This window comes from Mesorhizobium sp. M6A.T.Cr.TU.017.01.1.1 (genome assembly GCF_004023115.1).
Classification (GTDB): Bacteria; Pseudomonadota; Alphaproteobacteria; order Rhizobiales; family Rhizobiaceae; genus Mesorhizobium; species Mesorhizobium mediterraneum.
Window position 1 is genome coordinate 24,304 of the sequence record NZ_RZTA01000007.1, and the last position, 17,288, is coordinate 41,591.

Sequence of the window (17,288 nt, forward strand, 5' to 3'; positions counted from 1 at the left end):
TGCCGTGATTGGACAGCTGAGCCACCTGTTGCGCATCCTGTGCATATCGATCGTTACATTGTCTTCCTCTGGATACGGCAGTTCAGCTTCCACGGTATCAGAATCCTATCGAGAGCTTCTCCGAAAGTTGGAATGTATTGGCTCTGTCAAGGTGAGAGAGGATCTTGCGTTAGACCTGCAGGTTCTTTCAATCTGGTCAAGTGTATCCTTGGAGCAGCTTACCAAAAGAGCTGTGGGAGGCAAAGCATTTGAAGATATCCTGACACAGTACGAGATCGGGCTTGAACCGCGTGCAAGCGCAGTTGCGAAAGTCGCACGTGATGCTACTCAGTTGATACTCGAGGAAAATCCCTCTTCGTTAGAAGAGTTGATTGACGTGAATGGGGGATTGGTGAGCGTTCCATGCTGGGCCTGGCAGGCCACGCTAAAGCCTTCTCTCACTCAAATGGCCTACGAGCAAGAAGGCGAGCGAGATATCCGATGCTACCCAACAAGACCTGCCGCACCGCCAAAATTGAAGCTGAGCCCGCCTCCCTCAAGCGTCAGGCTACCGCCGAGTGTAGCTGAAAAGTTAAAAGAGCGGCGTGATCTCGTAAATTGCGCGCCAACAGGGCAGCTGGTTGCGCAATATTGGGCCCAGGCGATTGCTTTTGTTCATGGTTGCTATCCCAACGATATGAGTTTCAGAGACACACTGCCGAACTCGTACCGGTTGGGAGATGCATATGCGTGGTCCAGACTCACGACGGAACTTGGTCGCTCAAGTCCAACATCGCCGCCTCCGTTTCGAGAGGTCGTGGAAGTTGGGCAAGCAAGGGTAGCGTCTGGTGCATGTGACGCCGCAACATCACACAACCGCGGTCAATATCTCTCCCCGCTCGAATTGATCGTCAGTATCGAAAGGCCCCCTGATGATGTCGACGCCCTTCGAAAATTGGCACGATCCAAGAATGGATCTGAACTAGCCGGCAGGTTGTTCTTCATGCATTTGGGAGGAGAATACCTCCCGGAAAAAGTGCTCAATAACGAAATCTTCGGGATTATAGCCTCGTCAAATAAGACGGTTGCCCGATCCGCTCTCTTCAGAAAAAATATGCGGGACTGGATTTATAATTCATGCTGCGTAGAAGAAGGACAAGATTTCGCTGAGACGATCGACATCCTTAAGGCCATAGTTCGTTCTGAAATCAGCGGAGATTTTACCAAATACGTCAGCGGAGCCCTGGCAGAAATCTACGCTCATGGACTTGGAACAGCGCCCTCAGAACGCGAGGCTGCCAAGTGGAGGCGATTGGCTGGTCTGGCCGGCGTTGGGCGATATCAGCTCTATATTGACGGCCTTGAGAGCGTATCAAGCGCGGTCGAGGCAGTGCGTTTGTTCATGGCGGACTGGAAGGAGAAGGTTGGGCCAAGCGAGGGAAACATCGAAGTGACTCGGGTCGGCCCTTTCCTCGTGGAGAGGGATCAGCTCATCCCTACTCATATGGCAGCCGAACTGACGCGTATATCACAACTTGTCAGTTTACATAAGGAGGCCCGGGACGTCGTCTTGTTAGAAGCAGAGCCTCTTCTCATAAATGCGATTGCTGAGAGGCTCCTCGAAGGAGCGGGACACGACGGAAAAAATGCTGAACTTGCAGTTATTCTACTGGAGAAAGCCGCCCAGTCTGGAAACAACTTCGCATCTACCCGTCTGTCCTTGCTCTACTTCTACGGATTGGGGACACCAGTGGATATAGATCGCGCTCTCGATTCAGCCACCAAAGCCGCTCGGAATGGCGACCCCTTTGCAGCAGTGTTGGCTGCTGACTTCAGTCAAATGGATGCAGCTACAAAAGTCGACGCGCTTAAGTGGTATTCTTCAGCCATAAATATTGCTTCCAAAAGCAATGCCTCCTACATGGGGGAGTACTCTCCAGAAACGACACAACTGGTAAACCGCTTTATTGCCGGTAATGATTTACTACACGGCCCCGATGGCATATCTATGCTTCGATCACTCGCAGATGCTCACCCTCAAGTTGGGCGCGCGATAGGAGATGCATATGTTTGCACATCATGTGAAAGTATTGTTGATCCAGCTGAGGCGTCGAGTTGGTATAGACTGGCAGCGCGAAAAGGCGACCGACAGGGCAGGCTTTCGCTCGCGCGTTTACTTATTGCCTTTCCTGACCTCCAAATAAGCCCCTTTGAACACCTCGACCTGCTTAAAGCAAACCTGGGCGACAAGTTTGATGTCGATATGCTGATAAACAACGAGCACGACATAATGGAGTCCTTTCTTTTGTTTAAGTATTGGTCGGAACGCTACGGATCGAACCCGAAAGAGCTGCTTTTTTCTATGCGTGCTCTCCTACTGGAGGTTTGCGATGAAAGTAGTGGGGCTTGTGACGAAGTAGCCTACCACTTTGCCAGCGGTGTAATTGACCCAAGCCTGATCCCTATTGGACTAAGAACGCTGCAACGGCCGATCCCTGCACCGCAGAGTCTCCAAGATTCTATCTTCTATGAGCAAAATGCTGGCTATGTAGTCGACATCCTTACGTCGATTGGCGCATTCGAGAATGCTATCACCGAAGGCACCCGGCGGGAAAACAACCTCTTAAAGGGGGCTCAATTAAGCTTTGAGTTTGGTAGGGCAGGAAACCGGAGGGATATCCTTCGGAGAACCGTTTCGTTGCATTTAGACAATGGAACAGAAATACCTAAGTCCCTTTTAGACCTCGTACAGTTTCTTGCTTCTCGTGGAGACGAAACGTCTTTGGCGCTTAAGAGCATGATCGATGGTGATGTCGTTATGGCGGATAGCACCCCAGATCGGCTCGACCTTGGGAAGCTCCAAAAAAGCTTTCAAACCCAGCTTTCGAGGGGAGCTATCAGCAAAGGATTGGCGCTCGCAGCACGCGAGCTTTCGGAAGCGCTGGCGTTAGAGGGAGACTTCCCCAACTCTCTGCTACAGGAGATGACCGCACTCTCGGTTGAATTGCAGCTTGACACGGTTTCCGAGGGAACGGTTGGGAACTTTTCTGCTTCGCTTACGAGGGCCTGTCATTTGTCAAAATCAAGTGAGGTGGTTAGGCGTCTCGGTTACAGCGATGCAGCTATTGCTCTAGCGAAGGAGGCGGTTAACACCCTGCAGGCACAACGCTCTAAGATCAGAGAACTGCCCGAACAGCTCCGTGCCTGCTTTGACGACGCGATATCGGAGCCGTATCGAAAGCTCGCCAGCATGCTGATCGAGAAGGAAAGACTCGCGGAAGGTGAATACGTTAGGCATTTGATAAAGGGTGGGGAGGTCGACAGGTACATGAACCACGACCCCGCGTATGCCGGACGCAGCTTCGACCAGGTGCCCACGGCAATTCAAGAACGCGATGTTCGGGAAGCGATAGCAAATTTGCGCCCTCCTGTAACGCTGCTATGGGCGCGTGCGAGCGCACTTGTTGCCAAAGAATCAGGTGACAAATTGTCGTCGCAGGAGCGAGATGAGCTCTTCCAGATTGAAAACGAACTGAAAATTGCCCAGGCGAACTACGATCAGTCGCTGGAAGAGGCGAAGGCTGCCGTTGCTTCGCTGAATCGAGGCATTAAGGGCATCTTCTTAGCAGAGGCGACCCAGATCCAAAATTCACTTGCGGCATCCAAAGACCGGATTGTCGTTTTGCGCTATTTGGTTCTACCAGATCGCATGCACGTTCTCGTAACTACTAAAGATGGCTGGACGTCACACACCTGGAAAAAATGGGGGGGTGAAGATTTCACTGAAGCCTTGCTCAATCGCGAGATAAGGGAATTCATTGATGTCTTACGAAATAAGGCTGAAAGTCCACTTGTTCGAGCTAAAAGAATGTATCGCCTCCTTCTTGGCCCTATTGAACGTGATATCAATACGGCAAGACCAGAACTACTATTGATATCACTTGACAGGAGATTGAACTACATACCTTTCGCAGCGTTGCACACGGAAACAGAATACTTGGCTCAGAAATACGCTCTTGCATCACTATCGGACGCAGGATTCGAATTGGGAGATCCCAAGTTGTCTAACCTGCCGATGGCTGCACTTGGTACCACTCATCGAGTTGCCGATTTCGAGGCACTTCCGGGAGTAAAGGTTGAACTGGCTGGGTTGGTTGGAGACGAAACCCGGTCTGGCTTGTTTCCCGGTACGGTGAAACTCGATAAGGCCTTCAATCGCAACGCATTTACAGCCGCATTGCTCTTTGGCCGTGACAATCACAACTCCAAGGCAATCGTGCACCTGTCGTCTCACTTCGAGGCCGCCAGAACCAAAATGGACTCATTTCTCCTACTGGGAAATGGTGACAAGCTTTACGTAGACGAAATTGTAACGCAACATCTGCGATTTTCATTCAAACATGTTGACCTGCTTACCTTATCAGCATGTTCCACTGGATTTGCCCATGAAACTGATGATGGGAGCGAACTCGGTAGCTTGGCGACCGCTGTCACCAAAGCAGGCGCGAGATCAGTCCTAGCTAGCCTCTGGAAAATATCCGACAAGACAACTCCGCTCATATTGCAGCGCTTCTATGAGATCAGCGAGAGAGGCCCCTTGACACGTGCAAGCGCGCTCGCAAAGGCCCAGTCTGAGTTTATCGAGGGCCGTTTTGACAGCACCATCCCGAGCGATCGCACCTCGATCGTAGTCGAATCAGCGCAACAGCTAGGTGTGCCCCTGACAGGGTCAAAGCCGTTAGGGAACTTTTCACATCCATACTATTGGGCGCCATTTGTTCTTATGGGGAATTGGCAATGATTACCCGTTGGAGGATGTCTTCAATTACAGTTTTGACCCTGTTAGCGTCAGCCGGTTTACCCGCGATTGCTTGGTCAGGTGACGATATTTCAAGCTTAGCTGGACAATGCTTAGGCGCTGACTACTCGAAGGAAGCATCAAATATAAAGCAGGTACGACTTCGATTCGTGGGCTCTCAAGAAATAACAAAGGGGTACTCTCCTGTAGGGACGGGATCTGTAGTCCTAAGTTATTCGTTATGGGGATTTCCGAACCACGAGCATCTTTGGGAAGGGTATTGTTCAAAAAAAAGTGATAAGTTTCTAGAATGTGGGCAAGATTGTCAGGGCGGATCTCTCAAGATTACTCTCCGCGGTCCCAAAGTGTACGCCTACGCCAAAGGGCTTGTTTACTCACTTAAAGGATCGATTAGTATCTTAGCCACTCAAGGCAGTTTAGGCTCTTTCTCAGGGATGTTCCCTCTAATGCCCGTCTCAGATGCTGCTGGCGGGCGCAATTGCCGGGCCGCAGTTGAACACGTCAGTGTTCAGTGGAGACCAGGGGACGTGTCCTCCGTTGTCGAGGAGGCTGAGGAACGGTTAAGTGTACTCGGGTATTTTCTAGAGGTTCCCGATTGGACGTTCGACGACAGGACATCTGCAGCCCTCCGTAGATTTCAAAAGCGATACGGATTGGAGCCGACGGGGTACTACGACGACAATACTGAGGCGATGTTGGCAGCGGCTTCGCTAGTAGGTTTGTCAAGCTGCTGAACGATAATTGTGCCTCGAATCAATTGGTGAACGACGAGTATCTGACGTTGCCCCTTCGGCTTAATCCGGTTTGAAGTTGTCAATGATCGCGGAATCCTATTCCGTTTAACACACCTCCGGCCAAGGACTTCTGGTCGATGGTGCTCTACGACCCACAGACTGCAGACCAGCCAGGCCTTCCCCGGCCGCAACAGCAAGCGCGATCAACTGATCGGAGGGCAAGGAAGCCACCTGGCTCCAGTCCATCCCCAGCAAGGGATGGTTCGCGATCCTTCGCCTCTACGGCCTGCTCGAGCAGTGGTTCGGCACAACGTGGAAACCCGGGGAAATTGAAGTGGTGAAGTAAATGAGCTGGTCGACCAAGGATTCGAATATCTTTCTGCGGCGGCACTGTAAGACCGTATCGGACAGCACAAACCGTCCCGCCAGCCTCGTAGCTCTCCGCAACGATCCGAGCCTTCTCCTCTGAAGGGAAGCGCTGGGGAATTCAGCAAACCAGCAAAGCGTGACGTTGGGAATGGCAACGGAAAAAGCTGCTCGCGAAGCCGCCATTTGCGGGTTGGCTGCCGAAGGTCTCAAACGGGTCAACTTGCGACGTGTCGGCTGTCGGCGGCGCTCAACACCTCGCCGGTGGTCGATAGCCGTTTCCGTGCCTTCGGTAGACCTCCCGGGGCCATAGCGAACTTGACGTCCCGTACTTCGTTCGAGGAAGGAAAAACTTCTTCAGAGAGGAAGGAGGAAGGCATGATCGATGAAAATCCATCTCGCGCGCCGTCCTGACATATGTTGGCCAGTGCACTACGTTGGCGAACGCGCAGTTCACCTCCCGCGCCGCCTAGCAGACTTCGGATCTTCTATAGAATGTCGCGCCGCATTCATCATGCGTGATTGCGGGCACTATCCCTTGCCCGAGAAGTTCGCTGGCGACCTTCTTCATGGGTCGATGGCGAATTTTTGAGAGCGCATGCAGCGAAATCATCTCTTCTTTGAATTCGTTCAAGCTGTCTTGTGGTATCTGTATTTTAACGCGACTTTTCGAGCCCTCATTGGGCGGGGCCTTCAGATAGCCAGTGGCAATAAGACCCTTCACCACTTCCGCGGTCGTTCCCAACACTTTTCTTGTTTGCCTAATCGAAACGCCGGGTGACCTGGATCCGAACAGAAGCGATCTTATTTCCGAAGGAGAAACGTAGATCGAGGGGAGGCCGTTAACAGTTCCGTCACGCCTCGCGCTAGCGACGGACTTATCCATCAGAAGTCGGACGATCTCCGCAAAGCTGCTGCCAATTTCCTTTGCAGTGGGCTTGATTCGGAAGCTACCGAATTCAGGAATGGTGCTGACCGGTATCGCCTCTAGAATGTCCAACACGTGGTGAACGGCGTGGGCGGAGAATCTGCGATCCAATCGTTCACCCCGCAGGGCGTCCCCTAAGAGACCTTTCGCGGCAACCGTGTCGAGTTCATCGCGAGTAAGGCCTAGTAGGGCCATCACCCTTCCTGCGGCAAACGGCGTAGTTGCCTTCTTCACTGCAGCTCGCATCAGTCCGATGTCGACGCAAATCTCTTTACCGCTCTTGCTTGCGTCGACCTCGTCCAGAATATTCAGTTGAACCAGCGACCTCCGTATCGCATTCGAGGATGCTCCAGAATGGGCAACTACTTCAGCGATGGATTGCCGCCGCTGTGGAGTAAGTTGCAGGTTGAAATTAATCACGGTGCGAGCGAGATGGGAGTTGGCGAATTTTTTCAGTTCCTCCCGAAACATTGTAATATCGGTTTTTCGGTTGTCTCGGTGCCTCAAAACCTCGCCTATTGATCCACCCAGCAAAGTGATAATGCCAATCGTCGCCTTCGGACGAGAGTTAGCAGCCAGCCGCCTCTCTAGCATTCGTGTGAGACCCATGGGTCCCTCGCCAAGTATGTCGAACCCCGCCAGTGCAGATTTGGCTGTTTGTTCGTCCGTTAGTCCACGAAGGCTGCTATTCGTGCCGAAGAGCTCCGTCGCGCCAAGTACCTCGCACAATCGAACGACCGCGGAGAGCTGCATGTCGTCCAGCCAAGAACCCGTTAAGGATCCGTCCAATCTGTTGAGGACATACTGCTCAAAAAGGTCGGGCGCCTGATGTTTGTCTTCTGTGTCATTGTCGACAAGGTCGATGGCCGCATCCCACGCAATCGCCGCAAATTCTCTCTTTTCGCTTCGAATGCTCCTAGTCGAAAGCTCGATCAAACGAAGGTGATGAACATGACAACATCGGATAGCACGAAAGTGCCATGGGACGCGGAGGTAAACAGCACTGAAGCGGTCGCTGTTTGGACCCGAAAACACGTCGCTTCTTACGCAGGCCGGACAAACGCCGAATTTATCCGTCCTCAGCATCCGCTGGTGGGCGTCGCATCCACGGAGCGAATATGCCCGGGGACCAATGAGCGTTAAAGCGTTTCGCGCAAGGGTCGCCACATCGGCCCCTGAATACGCTGCTAGAGCGGACAAGGCGTCAGCGTGACCATGCCTGATGCTGGTAACATTCAGCCCCAATTCCTTGCAGAATTGAGCGGCGGTCTGGCATCCATTCACGGCGGCGAGGCGCGAGACGAAACTTGCCTGTGAAAGTTCGTCAGGCTGCAGAGATACCCGAGCGAACAGACTCATCTGGCACCCCCTTTGTGCTTCCTGTTGCCAATCGGCCTTTCTTCGATCCAGCGGGGCACGATCTGCGATGTATCAATCTTGCTCCAATCAGCCGCCGTAAAGACGTTCAGCTGGGAGGAGCACGCGGTCCTACGGAAATAGACGTCAGCGAAATCCATGGCGCTTAGTCCAGCAGAACGATCTCCGCTATGCCCCTTCTCCAGCGCGGACCCGATTGCGTGTGAAGTGATCTCCATGACGGTGCCAAGCTGGTAGTTTCCTGCATGAAGCAAGCGCAGCGCGAAATCGCCAGACGTCTCCTTATCTGCGAGGCCAAACGTCTCTGCTCTCTTCGCTACGATCTGTCGAAGTCGGTCGGCATCATTGGCCTGGAGCGGATTGAAATGGACGATCTCGGCCCGGCGGCCGAACTGCTCTTCCACCCGCACCAAATCCAATATGGATGGCAAGCCCGAGACAATCACCGAAAGCGGATTTTCGGCATCGACCATAAGACCTCTCAAAGTGGTTGCTACCCGCTCCACAGCCCTATCCCGTGCCCTAGGGCTGTGGCCGACAAGTGAGTTGCTCGAATCGTCGATGTGTAAGACGAGAACTTGAAGACGCTGCGCGTGCTTCCGCACGCGTTCGATCAGCAACTCGGTGACCGGAGAATTCACCAAAGGGTAGCCCATGGCGTGTAGCAAGCGAATGTAGAAGGCTCGCGGGGTGAACGTTTCGGGAGCCTTGATTGATATGAGTGGCCGCCGGGCAGCGATCGGATCGTCGGCTGGCCGCAAAGCGTCATGGGCGGTCAACAACCTTGAAAGCGCCCTGGACTTACCGGCGCCGGATTGTCCGGCGACGAGCAGGGCTCGGCCTTCCTTCCGGTTGGAGCGAGTCAGGGGGATATTTCTGTCTGCTCTTGTGACTACTCCATCCAGAAGCCGTCCTATTGCGTTCTTGAGCTGCTCATCCCGCTCTGTGGGCACGTAAAATTTCGCGTTCGCTTCGGCGTGTTTGATGCGGTCCCAAGAAAGCGACCCCAAGCTCGCTTCAAGCGAAAACAGGGAGTCCTTTTCCGCCTCGATTCCCACTTCTTCCATCACGGTTCTTCCTCAATCAGCCAAACTGCCGCCTCGTCCGCGATAGTCGGTGCAGGCCCCACATGACCGCGGTCCTTGATGGGGGAGTTTCTAGAAGGATCTACCACCGGCTGCTGACCGGCGGTTCTATCAGCCCGCTCTGATTGCATTGCGGAGGGCGGCTTCGGCACTTCCCCACTGAATGGGATCAAGACGTCGAAGCTATCTTGGGCGAGACTGGGCGCTTCCACTTGCGGAGCCCCCATGTCGAAACCGATGAACAGCTTGCGCTGATCTCGCTCAATATCTTGAGCGGATGGGTGGGTCGCTCCGAGCCTAGCGCGAACTGCTGCGGCATCGCCGGCAGCCTTGATGTCACTGATAGCTTGAAGCACGATCGGCTCAGCTATCCTCGCCTCTTCACCAAAGCGGCGAGCAAGCTCGTTTCGCACTGCAGCCCAGGCTGCGATGGAGATGCCCTCAAGTGAATGATGGGTTCTGAGCGGATGCCACTCCCCGCCTAGGAGAACAGAGATTTCATGGATGTTGTCGCAGTCGACACGAATTCTGACACGACCGTCGCCGTGGAGCTGCCTGTGCTTTTGAAATTTCTCCGAATTGTACTTCAGGTTCTGAAAATGAATGCCCTCTGGAGTTGTGACACGGTCGAACTCCAGTCCGAAGATGGCCCTCAAGGCACGCTGATCAGGCGGCGGTGGCAGCTCGAACTGTTCCACTGCGCCGATCCAGGCGTTGTAGGGAGTTTGACCGTGTAGGCCTCCATGGGGCGTGTTGTGATATACATCCAGGATATGGCGAACGAAATTCAGGTAGAGCTCGTTTATTGTCAGGGATGCTCGCTTGGCTGAGTCGTAATCCCCTTTCGCCACCGGGTTGCTGAATGTCCTCCCGGTGAAGTTCACTAGGAAAGTCTCGTGAAGGGTTCGAAAAAGTCGCTCGATATGGCCGCGGATTTCGCTTCTTGCGGCGGGTCCTGCAACATGGTCCCCCTGCAGGTCGGTGACGGCCACTCTGAAGGTTTCTCCGAATGAAGAACCCATATCGGAGTGAACCCCGCCGAGCAGTCCACCAAATGGTCCCCAACGAGTCGCCGCGCCAGCAGCTGATGCAATTTTGCTTCTATCCGACACCGCCATCTTCAACGCCGCCATAACATTTGGCACGCTGGCCGTTTCGGCAAAGCTGACGCCGAGGACAAAACGTGTCGCCACATCCATGGCCACAGCGACATGGATTCGGACTCGCTTGATTTCGCGGATATCTTGGTCGGAGAGGTGGGCGAGCAGGTCAGAATTCCAGTCCAGCGCTTGGAGATGGATCTCCCATTCATCGATCTCAATGCGCTCCATGGGCTTGAGCACCCGAACCCCTTTCGAGGCCATGGCAAATTGTCTGCTTGCGGCGACACGCCCGTTTCGTGCCAGCGTGCGAGCAAAGGCGGGAGTCTGTTTAACTTTCTTGGCGAATGTCTTGGGCGACGGGCAGCGCAACGGCTCTTCGCCGCGCTTTATGATTTCAGCGTTGGTCTGTGCGAGGAGCCCTTTGAACAGTTTGTAAACGGCGGTCATGGAGGGACGCCGCTCATCAGGGTACGCCAAGGCCGCTTCGTCGATCAATCGCAGAACCTGCGGCGACAGTTTCGGCACGCTGCCGCAGTTCCCATACGAATCCCAAAGCGAGGCGGGATCACATCCCGCTGCCTCAAATTTACTGACCCAACCAGCAAGAGCGCGGGGGCTTGGCATAGCCAGCCCATTTCCCAGGGTTGGGAACCTTGGCGTAGGATCCAAACGCCCGCTAGGATTGACTAAGCGATCGGGATTGTCCCACCGAGGGAATGATGCCCGGACGCCATGCTTTCTAATTTCGGCTGTGACCCTGCGATCTTGTTTGCGCAGCGCGGTCTCGCGTCGGCGGATGGTGACTTCGCTCTCTGCTTGCTCATTGCGGAGCTCCGTTTCTATCATCTCTATGGCGTCAGCGTAGCCTTGCGGCGTGCGGCGGAAGCGGCCGTCAGCGTATCCGCGCATGAAGCTCACTACGAGATTCTGCTTGAAAAGGAACTTGGCTTTGCGCTTGGGACTCAGGTCCGACAAGAAGTCCAGTTTGCTCGAAAGGCGCGCATGAGTTCTACTCTCCGAAAAATAGTTTCGGTCGATATTCAATTTGCCAGAAGAGTGGAACGCCAAAACTTCGGCATGCGAGAACTCCTCATATAGATCAGGCTGGTCGACCCGCTGCAGGACATGGCCAGCAGAAGTCGCGTTGGCGGACCGATAGGGAATACCGGCGATCGAAATCCGATCAGTCTTCTCGAAGGACCAACGAGGAATTTGGTCAGGCGTCGTCATGCTGCAGCCCGCTCTGCCGCGCGCACCAAGGTCTTCGGCGAGAGCAGACCCGGGCCCACTTTGACCAAAATGCCTTCAGAGATCAGTCTCACCACGGCGCGGAATCCGCCGTTCTGGCGCTTCAAGGTTTTACCGAGGTTCGCAATTGTCGCAGCGCCGTTCAGAGACATGACGATCGATGTCAGGAACTCGTAAGCCTCGAAGTCGGTGTCCGAGAGCACGCTACGAAGCAAGAGCGAATTCGAGAAGTCGTCATCCGAGATCATCTTCTCGGTCACGAGTATGACGCCTGTCGCGTAGGATGGCGGCACTTGTTGCGCAATAAGTCGCAGCAGTGCGTCGAATTTCCTCAGCTTGACGAGTTCGGTTGGCTTGACCGCGATTGCGAACTTAGTTCCACACCGTCGTGTAGCAAGAAAGTCGAACGTGTGCCGCCGCCACGAGCCGTCGTAGTCTTTGTAGTTGACCGCGGGCGGTTGATCCCAGAGGTGTACGATGTCTGGGCGAGCGACTAGGACAGAAGCCGCCTTGCGCTCAAGGTGGCTCTCGAAATTGAGTACGCGCCGATCCGGTCCGACCATCGAACCTCGCGCAGAGCCTTTGCTTCGGAAGGATATATTGCGCGTGGCGATGCTCTCCGACGGAGCACGCCAAGCGTCATCGCTGGCTTGGCTAGCTGGAGGCCTGTTCCGAAACGATCGAACGACTGATTCCACGTCGCGGCTCCGGACTAAGCCATTGCCGTGGCTTCGAGCGCAGTAATGACCGTGCGCGGATTGTCTGTGCCGTCGTGATTAATATGCGTAGAATTGGCCGCAGAACCAAAGATGTCCTCCTTGGCTTGTGTCAACAACTCAGCAAGCTGCCTCTCCGACACGGCGAGCACCTCGGCCGCCTCCACGACACTGAAGCCCTCGAACTCAACGAGAAGGAGCGCTTGGCGGTGAACGAGCGGCGTACGCATGATGTCGAAGTGGGGGAGCCCATCAGCCGGGTTCGGGTCCCAATCGCGCATCTTTACTGTCGCTGAGGACGTGAATTTTGTGAAAACGTTATAAAGCGCCACGCGAGCGCTCGATGCTGGTGGGAAGATACTAACGTCCGCAATGATCGCCTCCAGCAGTGCGCAAATCTGTGCGTCACCGCTTTCCTGCGAGCCCGACGAGACTGTTGCGAATCGCCGCAGGCAGGGCAGATGCGGCGCGATAGAGGCTGACAAACTCATGACACTCTCACTTTCATCGACGTCCAAGACGTCAGGTTACGCAACGGCACAATCAGCCTGCTGGACATCAGCGATCGATTGGGTTACCGTAATATCAGATAAACCGTGAATGGTTACCGGTAAAGTGAACAAAGCGTGTACCATTAAATTTTTTTGGTAGAACGCTTTGGAGGTCGCTTGATCAAGGATTCCACCGCGCGGTTGTCTTCGCCGATGCGGCGCAGCTTATTGAATGAACTGCCGCTTGCGACGGCCGGTCCTCGGTTGCAACGTGTTTGCTGATCTTTAAGGAGTAGACGAGTGCACGACGCCAACGTCATCGATTTCTCGAGGTGGAAAATATCACTGGCCACGCTCAGTCCGTCCGAACTCGAAGCCGCCAGCGGGCTGAGTACAGAGTTGCAAAGGGTTTGGAGACGAAGAGGTCAGCTATCAGATCGTCAGGGCACTCACGCTAGATTTACCGCGCAAGAGGCAGCTGCTGTGGCAGTGGCGGTTGCGCTAACTAAACAAGGATTTATGCCGGGAGACGCAGTCGTGATGGGGAAGACTCATGCGGCCCTCGTACTAAGGCTGGCACTACTGAGGGGCGGAATGTGTGAAGTCATCGGCTCAAAAGACGGCGTCAAAGAATTCAGAGCTATTTTTGATAATGACGTAAAAATGGTGGCAACATTGGTCGGTGATGAAACACAAGAACCTTTAAGATTTCTATTTTCACTTGACAACGAGCTTCCAGTATTGAGTGATCCCGAACTTGATCAAATTGATATTGGCAATCATTTAACAGGATACTTCATAAATCTAGATAAAATTGCGTTTAATATTATTCGTGCATTAGACAGGCCCTTGCTATCGGTTGAGCTCAACGATGAAGGCGAGGGCGGTGAGCGTAAAATTCGAAGCATTGTTTGAAAACTAAAATGCGACGGGTGGGTAGAGGAGGAGTACGCACGACACCCCTCACTATGCGAATGCAGGAATAGCAAGCTCGCTGTGGACCACAAGCTGGTCCGGGACTCGGTCCGCCGCGACAGTGGTCGCATTAGCTAGCGTGCACATCGAGATCTCGCTCTCGTAGGAAGTCTGGATCACGTCGTCCGCATAGGCAGAGGTCAAGTGCTCCGCGAACTCCTCTTCAGACATCGCAAGCGTCTCGGCAGCTTCAACCATGTCGAAACCCTCGACGGCGACGAGGAGAAGTGCTTGGCGCCGTACCGGCGAAAGAAACATCGCGTCGGTGTCGCCGCTCTGACCGCCACCTGCGAGGTTCCACGTAGGCACGCGGTCTAAAGCGGAGGCGTGGAAACGGGAGAACAAGGCATACAATCCAGTGCGTGGACTCCAGGCGGAAGGAAAGATGCTGAAATCGGCGACAAGCTCCTCAAGCATGGCCACCACCAGGGCATCGCCGATCATAGCTCAAATACAGGAAGCGCCGAGAAACCAAGCGCCCGGCTCCGAAAATGAAAGTCGCGATGAGCGAGTGACGGCAAGCGCATCGCATCGCTCTTGTGCGTCGCCACCGACAAAGATCGCAAGGAACGTGACGGGCTTCCGATCGTTGACGGCTTTTAATCGAGCGACCGTCATGCCGTCCACCTCGATACACAAAACGGAATACGATCCGGAGCGCAAAGTCCTCTCCGTGTGGTTCGTGGCTAGCGGTAAATGTTACCAGTTTGAGGACGTGTCGCCGGAGACCTTCGCCGAGTTCCGAGCCGCCTTCGCCAAGGGCCGCTTCTTCAACGAACACATCCGCAATCACTTCCGGTACCGTCGGGTTGGTACTCAATAATGGTCTTCGATGTGAACACCCGCTATAAGGAAGTCAGAAAAAATCCGGTGCGATTTAGAAGCAAGGTAGACGGGAATGGGTACCCCTCCCGTGCCGCAAAACGGGCATTCCTGTTCAGCTAGCTTCCGCTCGCGATAGGCTAGCCGCGCGGCTTTGTCCCTCATTGGGCGAAGCCCGGCGGAACGGTCGCCCCCGGCGCCGAGGAAGTGCATAGGCCCAACGTCTAGCGTCCAGCACCCGCTCACGCCTGAGTTTGGTGGCGACCATTTCCACTATCGTTTGACCTGGAAAGATTTGCGCCCGTTCTCCCGCGCCCGCATGCTATCTCGCTTTTTGGCCTCTGAAATCCATCAAAGGCATGATGCGTGTTTGATATTTTAGTCTAAGATTATAGTCGGCCGGGGCCCCCACTTCAGCAGGAGGGCAGGATGTCCAAGCGCGTTCCATTTACTCTGGGAGATTTAACGGACCATCAAAGGGGGACCGATGACGTCACCGCTGACATCCCTGTGGGCCCCGGCACCCCAAACGTCTTGTGTGGGGATGCTGGCGGCAGCATGTTCGACCATGCTCGGGGTGGTAATGATACCCTAACCGGCAATCGTATCTCGGGTGACGCGCTGTTCATGTTCGACCACGCTCGGGGCGGCAAAGATACCCTGATTGGCGCCAGCAACAGCAGCAGCAATGGCGTGGTTTTCAATGAAGTCTGGGGCGAGGCAGCAAACATGCGCAACTCCGCTCAGGGCGGCAACGATACCCTGATCGGCGGCAACAACACTGGCGGTGGCGGTGCCCTAGTTTCCAACGGTCTCGTGGGCGACGGGGCAAACATGTTCGACTCCGCTCAGGGTGGCGACGATACCCTGATCGGCGGCAACAACACTGGCGGTGGCCAGGTTCTTAACGGTCTCTTCGGCGATGCATTTGTTTTCGTTGATTCCGCCAAGGGCGGCAACGATACCCTGTACGCTGGGACCGCTGCACCCGGCAGCTTGGTCAGTAACCTAATGTGGGGCGATGGGGAATTTGACAGCGCTCAGGCTCAAGGCGGGAGAGATCGGTTTGTATTCAAGGACGACGGTCCAATGACAGTCGGAATCAGTAACAGAATCGAAGACTTCAGCCAGAGCCAAAAGGACAAAATTGTGTTTAGCGGCGTGGAGGATGTGCAATCTTTCAATGATCTCACAATCACCAGAATTGGAACTGGCACCATCATTACCGCAGGAGCGGATCAAGTCACTCTCGATAACTTCACGAACACGTTGACCGAGCATGACTTTGTGTTCGTGTGAAAGCGGAATTCCCTTCGCCGAACGAACGCGATCATCGGCAGGTAACGCAACCTCTTTGCCCAGCCATTTATCGGCCAGACAGGGCTGCGCTAGGCCGTCCTTGCGCAACAGAGATGCTTCCGTTGGGTACACAATATCGGTGTTCTGAGCCACCTTGATGCGCAATCCCGACTGCCCTTCTTGGGCAATCAGAAGCAATATGCCCTTCCTAACTCCGGCCGGGGACCCGTCCGGAGCAGATGCTCCCATCAGGGTCCAAGCGTCGTTGGCCAAGCGGTTTTGTTCCTGCCCTGCGGATTTACATCCATTCGCTCTGGCTAATATAAGCCTTCCGCCTAGAATCTTATGAGTGCGTAAAATTGTAAGTACCGTTACCGGCCGGCTGCGGTTCATCCCCCCGATGGAGCCCAAGTTGGTGGCCAAGCCGCCCGAGGGTGACAACTGGATTCATGAGATCAAGCTCGATGGCTACCGCGCCCAGATCGTGATCAACAGCCCCGAGGATATTCGCGTCTTCACCAAAACCGGCAAGGATTGGACGCGTAAATACCTGGGCATCGTGGAAGCCGCGAGGGAGCTCGCCGTCGAGAACGCCATCATCGACGGCGAGGCGCTCGTCACCAACATTGCCGGCATGCCCGACTTCAATGCGCTCCAGAATGCCGTCCACAGCAATCGCTATGCCATGTATCTCTGCGCCTTCGACATGCTGCACCTGAACGGCCAGGACCTGCGCGACATCGGCTGCGAGGCGCGTCGCGAAATTCTCTCCGGCATCATCAAGCCGAACAGCCGGATCCAGTTCAGCGAGGCTATGCCTGGCGACGCCAAATCGATCTTCTATCTCGTCGAGCAGATCGAGCTTGAGGGCATTGTATCGAAGCGCCCCGACAGCAAATATCGCAGCGGCCCGACCACGAACTGGCTGAAGACCAAGAGCTTCACGGTCGACGAATTCGATCTGCTGGGCGTCGAGCGCGAGCCTGGCAAGGCAGCCTTCGCCCTTTTGGGACAGCCCGGAACCGGCAGGTATGTCGGTTCCGCGTTTATCACCCTGGGCCGCGACATGAAGGAGCGGCTGTTAAAGCGGGTCCGGGAGCACGCCGGGCCGCCGCCCAAGGATATGAAAAAGCGGCCGGCGACACAGTGGGTCAGGCCTGGCGTCAAGCTGCGCGTCAAGCATCTGCGTGGCGATCACAGCCACATACGCCATGCGTCGCTGCTGGGTTTCGGTGACGAGGATTAGGGTTGCCAAGAAAAGAACCCGCGCTCCTCCTCCGAGCGCGGGCCGACCGGGTTGCAGCACCCGATCTGCGGCGGGCTGGGCTAAGCGGGGGGTAGCCCAC

11 protein-coding genes are annotated in these 17,288 nt (G+C 54.8%); 5 read left to right on the forward strand and 6 right to left on the reverse strand.

Annotated features, from left to right (window positions below):
• The first annotated feature begins 4 nt into the window (after positions 1 to 4).
• The gene (locus EOB36_RS03625) at positions 5 to 4,780 is read left to right on the forward strand and encodes a CHAT domain-containing protein (protein WP_128284304.1); all 4,776 of its coding nucleotides are present in this window, start codon (positions 5 to 7) and stop codon (positions 4,778 to 4,780) included.
• A gap of 1,587 nt (positions 4,781 to 6,367) precedes the next feature.
• Here EOB36_RS03625 and EOB36_RS03635 read toward each other — a convergent pair.
• The 5 genes from EOB36_RS03635 to EOB36_RS03655 form a co-directional block, all read right to left on the reverse strand.
• A complete protein-coding gene (locus tag EOB36_RS03635; protein ID WP_128284306.1) occupies positions 6,368 to 8,185 on the reverse strand; it encodes a TniQ family protein in 1,818 nt (605 codons plus the stop codon).
• Positions 8,182 to 9,270, reverse strand: coding sequence for an ATP-binding protein (locus EOB36_RS03640; RefSeq protein ID WP_128284307.1), 1,089 nt, complete (start codon positions 9,268 to 9,270; stop codon positions 8,182 to 8,184). The genes EOB36_RS03635 and EOB36_RS03640 overlap by 4 nt, the downstream gene beginning before the upstream one ends.
• Positions 9,270 to 11,621 (reverse strand): Mu transposase C-terminal domain-containing protein, encoded by a 2,352-nt coding sequence (locus tag EOB36_RS03645; protein WP_128284308.1) that lies wholly within the window; start codon positions 11,619 to 11,621, stop codon positions 9,270 to 9,272. Before EOB36_RS03645 ends, EOB36_RS03640 begins: the two co-directional genes overlap by 1 nt.
• Positions 11,618 to 12,202: a hypothetical protein gene (locus EOB36_RS03650; RefSeq protein WP_128284309.1), complete on the reverse strand. Its 585-nt coding sequence runs from the start codon at positions 12,200 to 12,202 to the stop codon at positions 11,618 to 11,620. Before EOB36_RS03650 ends, EOB36_RS03645 begins: the two co-directional genes overlap by 4 nt.
• Before the next feature lie 149 nt (positions 12,203 to 12,351).
• Complete coding sequence (locus EOB36_RS03655) at positions 12,352 to 12,846, reverse strand: hypothetical protein (protein WP_128284310.1); 495 nt, start codon at positions 12,844 to 12,846, stop codon at positions 12,352 to 12,354.
• Positions 12,847 to 13,146: 300 nt separating this feature from the next.
• Here EOB36_RS03655 and EOB36_RS03660 point away from each other — a divergent pair, with 300 nt between their 5' ends.
• Positions 13,147 to 13,761 (forward strand): hypothetical protein, encoded by a 615-nt coding sequence (locus EOB36_RS03660; RefSeq protein ID WP_128284311.1) that lies wholly within the window; start codon positions 13,147 to 13,149, stop codon positions 13,759 to 13,761.
• Between the two features lie 51 nt (positions 13,762 to 13,812).
• Here EOB36_RS03660 and EOB36_RS03665 read toward each other — a convergent pair whose 3' ends face one another.
• Positions 13,813 to 14,265: a hypothetical protein gene (locus tag EOB36_RS03665; protein ID WP_128284312.1), complete on the reverse strand. Its 453-nt coding sequence runs from the start codon at positions 14,263 to 14,265 to the stop codon at positions 13,813 to 13,815.
• A gap of 172 nt (positions 14,266 to 14,437) precedes the next feature.
• On the opposite strand from EOB36_RS03665, the gene EOB36_RS03670 reads away from it, so the two are divergent.
• From EOB36_RS03670 to EOB36_RS03680, 3 genes are all read left to right on the forward strand, one after another.
• Positions 14,438 to 14,644 carry a KTSC domain-containing protein gene (locus EOB36_RS03670; RefSeq protein WP_128284313.1) on the forward strand — a complete coding sequence of 69 codons (207 nt, stop codon included), beginning with the start codon at positions 14,438 to 14,440 and terminating at the stop codon, positions 14,642 to 14,644.
• 428 nt (positions 14,645 to 15,072) lie between these two features.
• The gene (locus EOB36_RS34285) at positions 15,073 to 15,942 is read left to right on the forward strand and encodes a hypothetical protein (RefSeq protein WP_164897445.1); all 870 of its coding nucleotides are present in this window, start codon (positions 15,073 to 15,075) and stop codon (positions 15,940 to 15,942) included.
• 415 nt (positions 15,943 to 16,357) lie between these two features.
• Positions 16,358 to 17,188 carry an ATP-dependent DNA ligase gene (locus EOB36_RS03680; RefSeq protein WP_348631790.1) on the forward strand — a complete coding sequence of 277 codons (831 nt, stop codon included), beginning with the start codon at positions 16,358 to 16,360 and terminating at the stop codon, positions 17,186 to 17,188.
• Positions 17,189 to 17,288 lie beyond the last annotated feature (100 nt).

Coding starts and splice junctions, on each gene's coding strand:
- EOB36_RS03635 (WP_128284306.1), bottom strand. CDS start 8,185: ATGAGTCTGTTCGCTCGGGTATCTCTGCAGCCTGACGAACTTTCACAG.
- EOB36_RS03650 (WP_128284309.1), bottom strand. CDS start 12,202: ATGGTCGGACCGGATCGGCGCGTACTCAATTTCGAGAGCCACCTTGAG.
- EOB36_RS03640 (WP_128284307.1), bottom strand. CDS start 9,270: ATGGAAGAAGTGGGAATCGAGGCGGAAAAGGACTCCCTGTTTTCGCTT.
- EOB36_RS03645 (WP_128284308.1), bottom strand. CDS start 11,621: ATGACGACGCCTGACCAAATTCCTCGTTGGTCCTTCGAGAAGACTGAT.
- EOB36_RS03655 (WP_128284310.1), bottom strand. CDS start 12,846: ATGAGTTTGTCAGCCTCTATCGCGCCGCATCTGCCCTGCCTGCGGCGA.
- EOB36_RS03670 (WP_128284313.1), top strand. CDS start 14,438: ATGCCGTCCACCTCGATACACAAAACGGAATACGATCCGGAGCGCAAA.
- EOB36_RS03665 (WP_128284312.1), bottom strand. CDS start 14,265: ATGATCGGCGATGCCCTGGTGGTGGCCATGCTTGAGGAGCTTGTCGCC.
- EOB36_RS34285 (WP_164897445.1), top strand. CDS start 15,073: ATGTCCAAGCGCGTTCCATTTACTCTGGGAGATTTAACGGACCATCAA.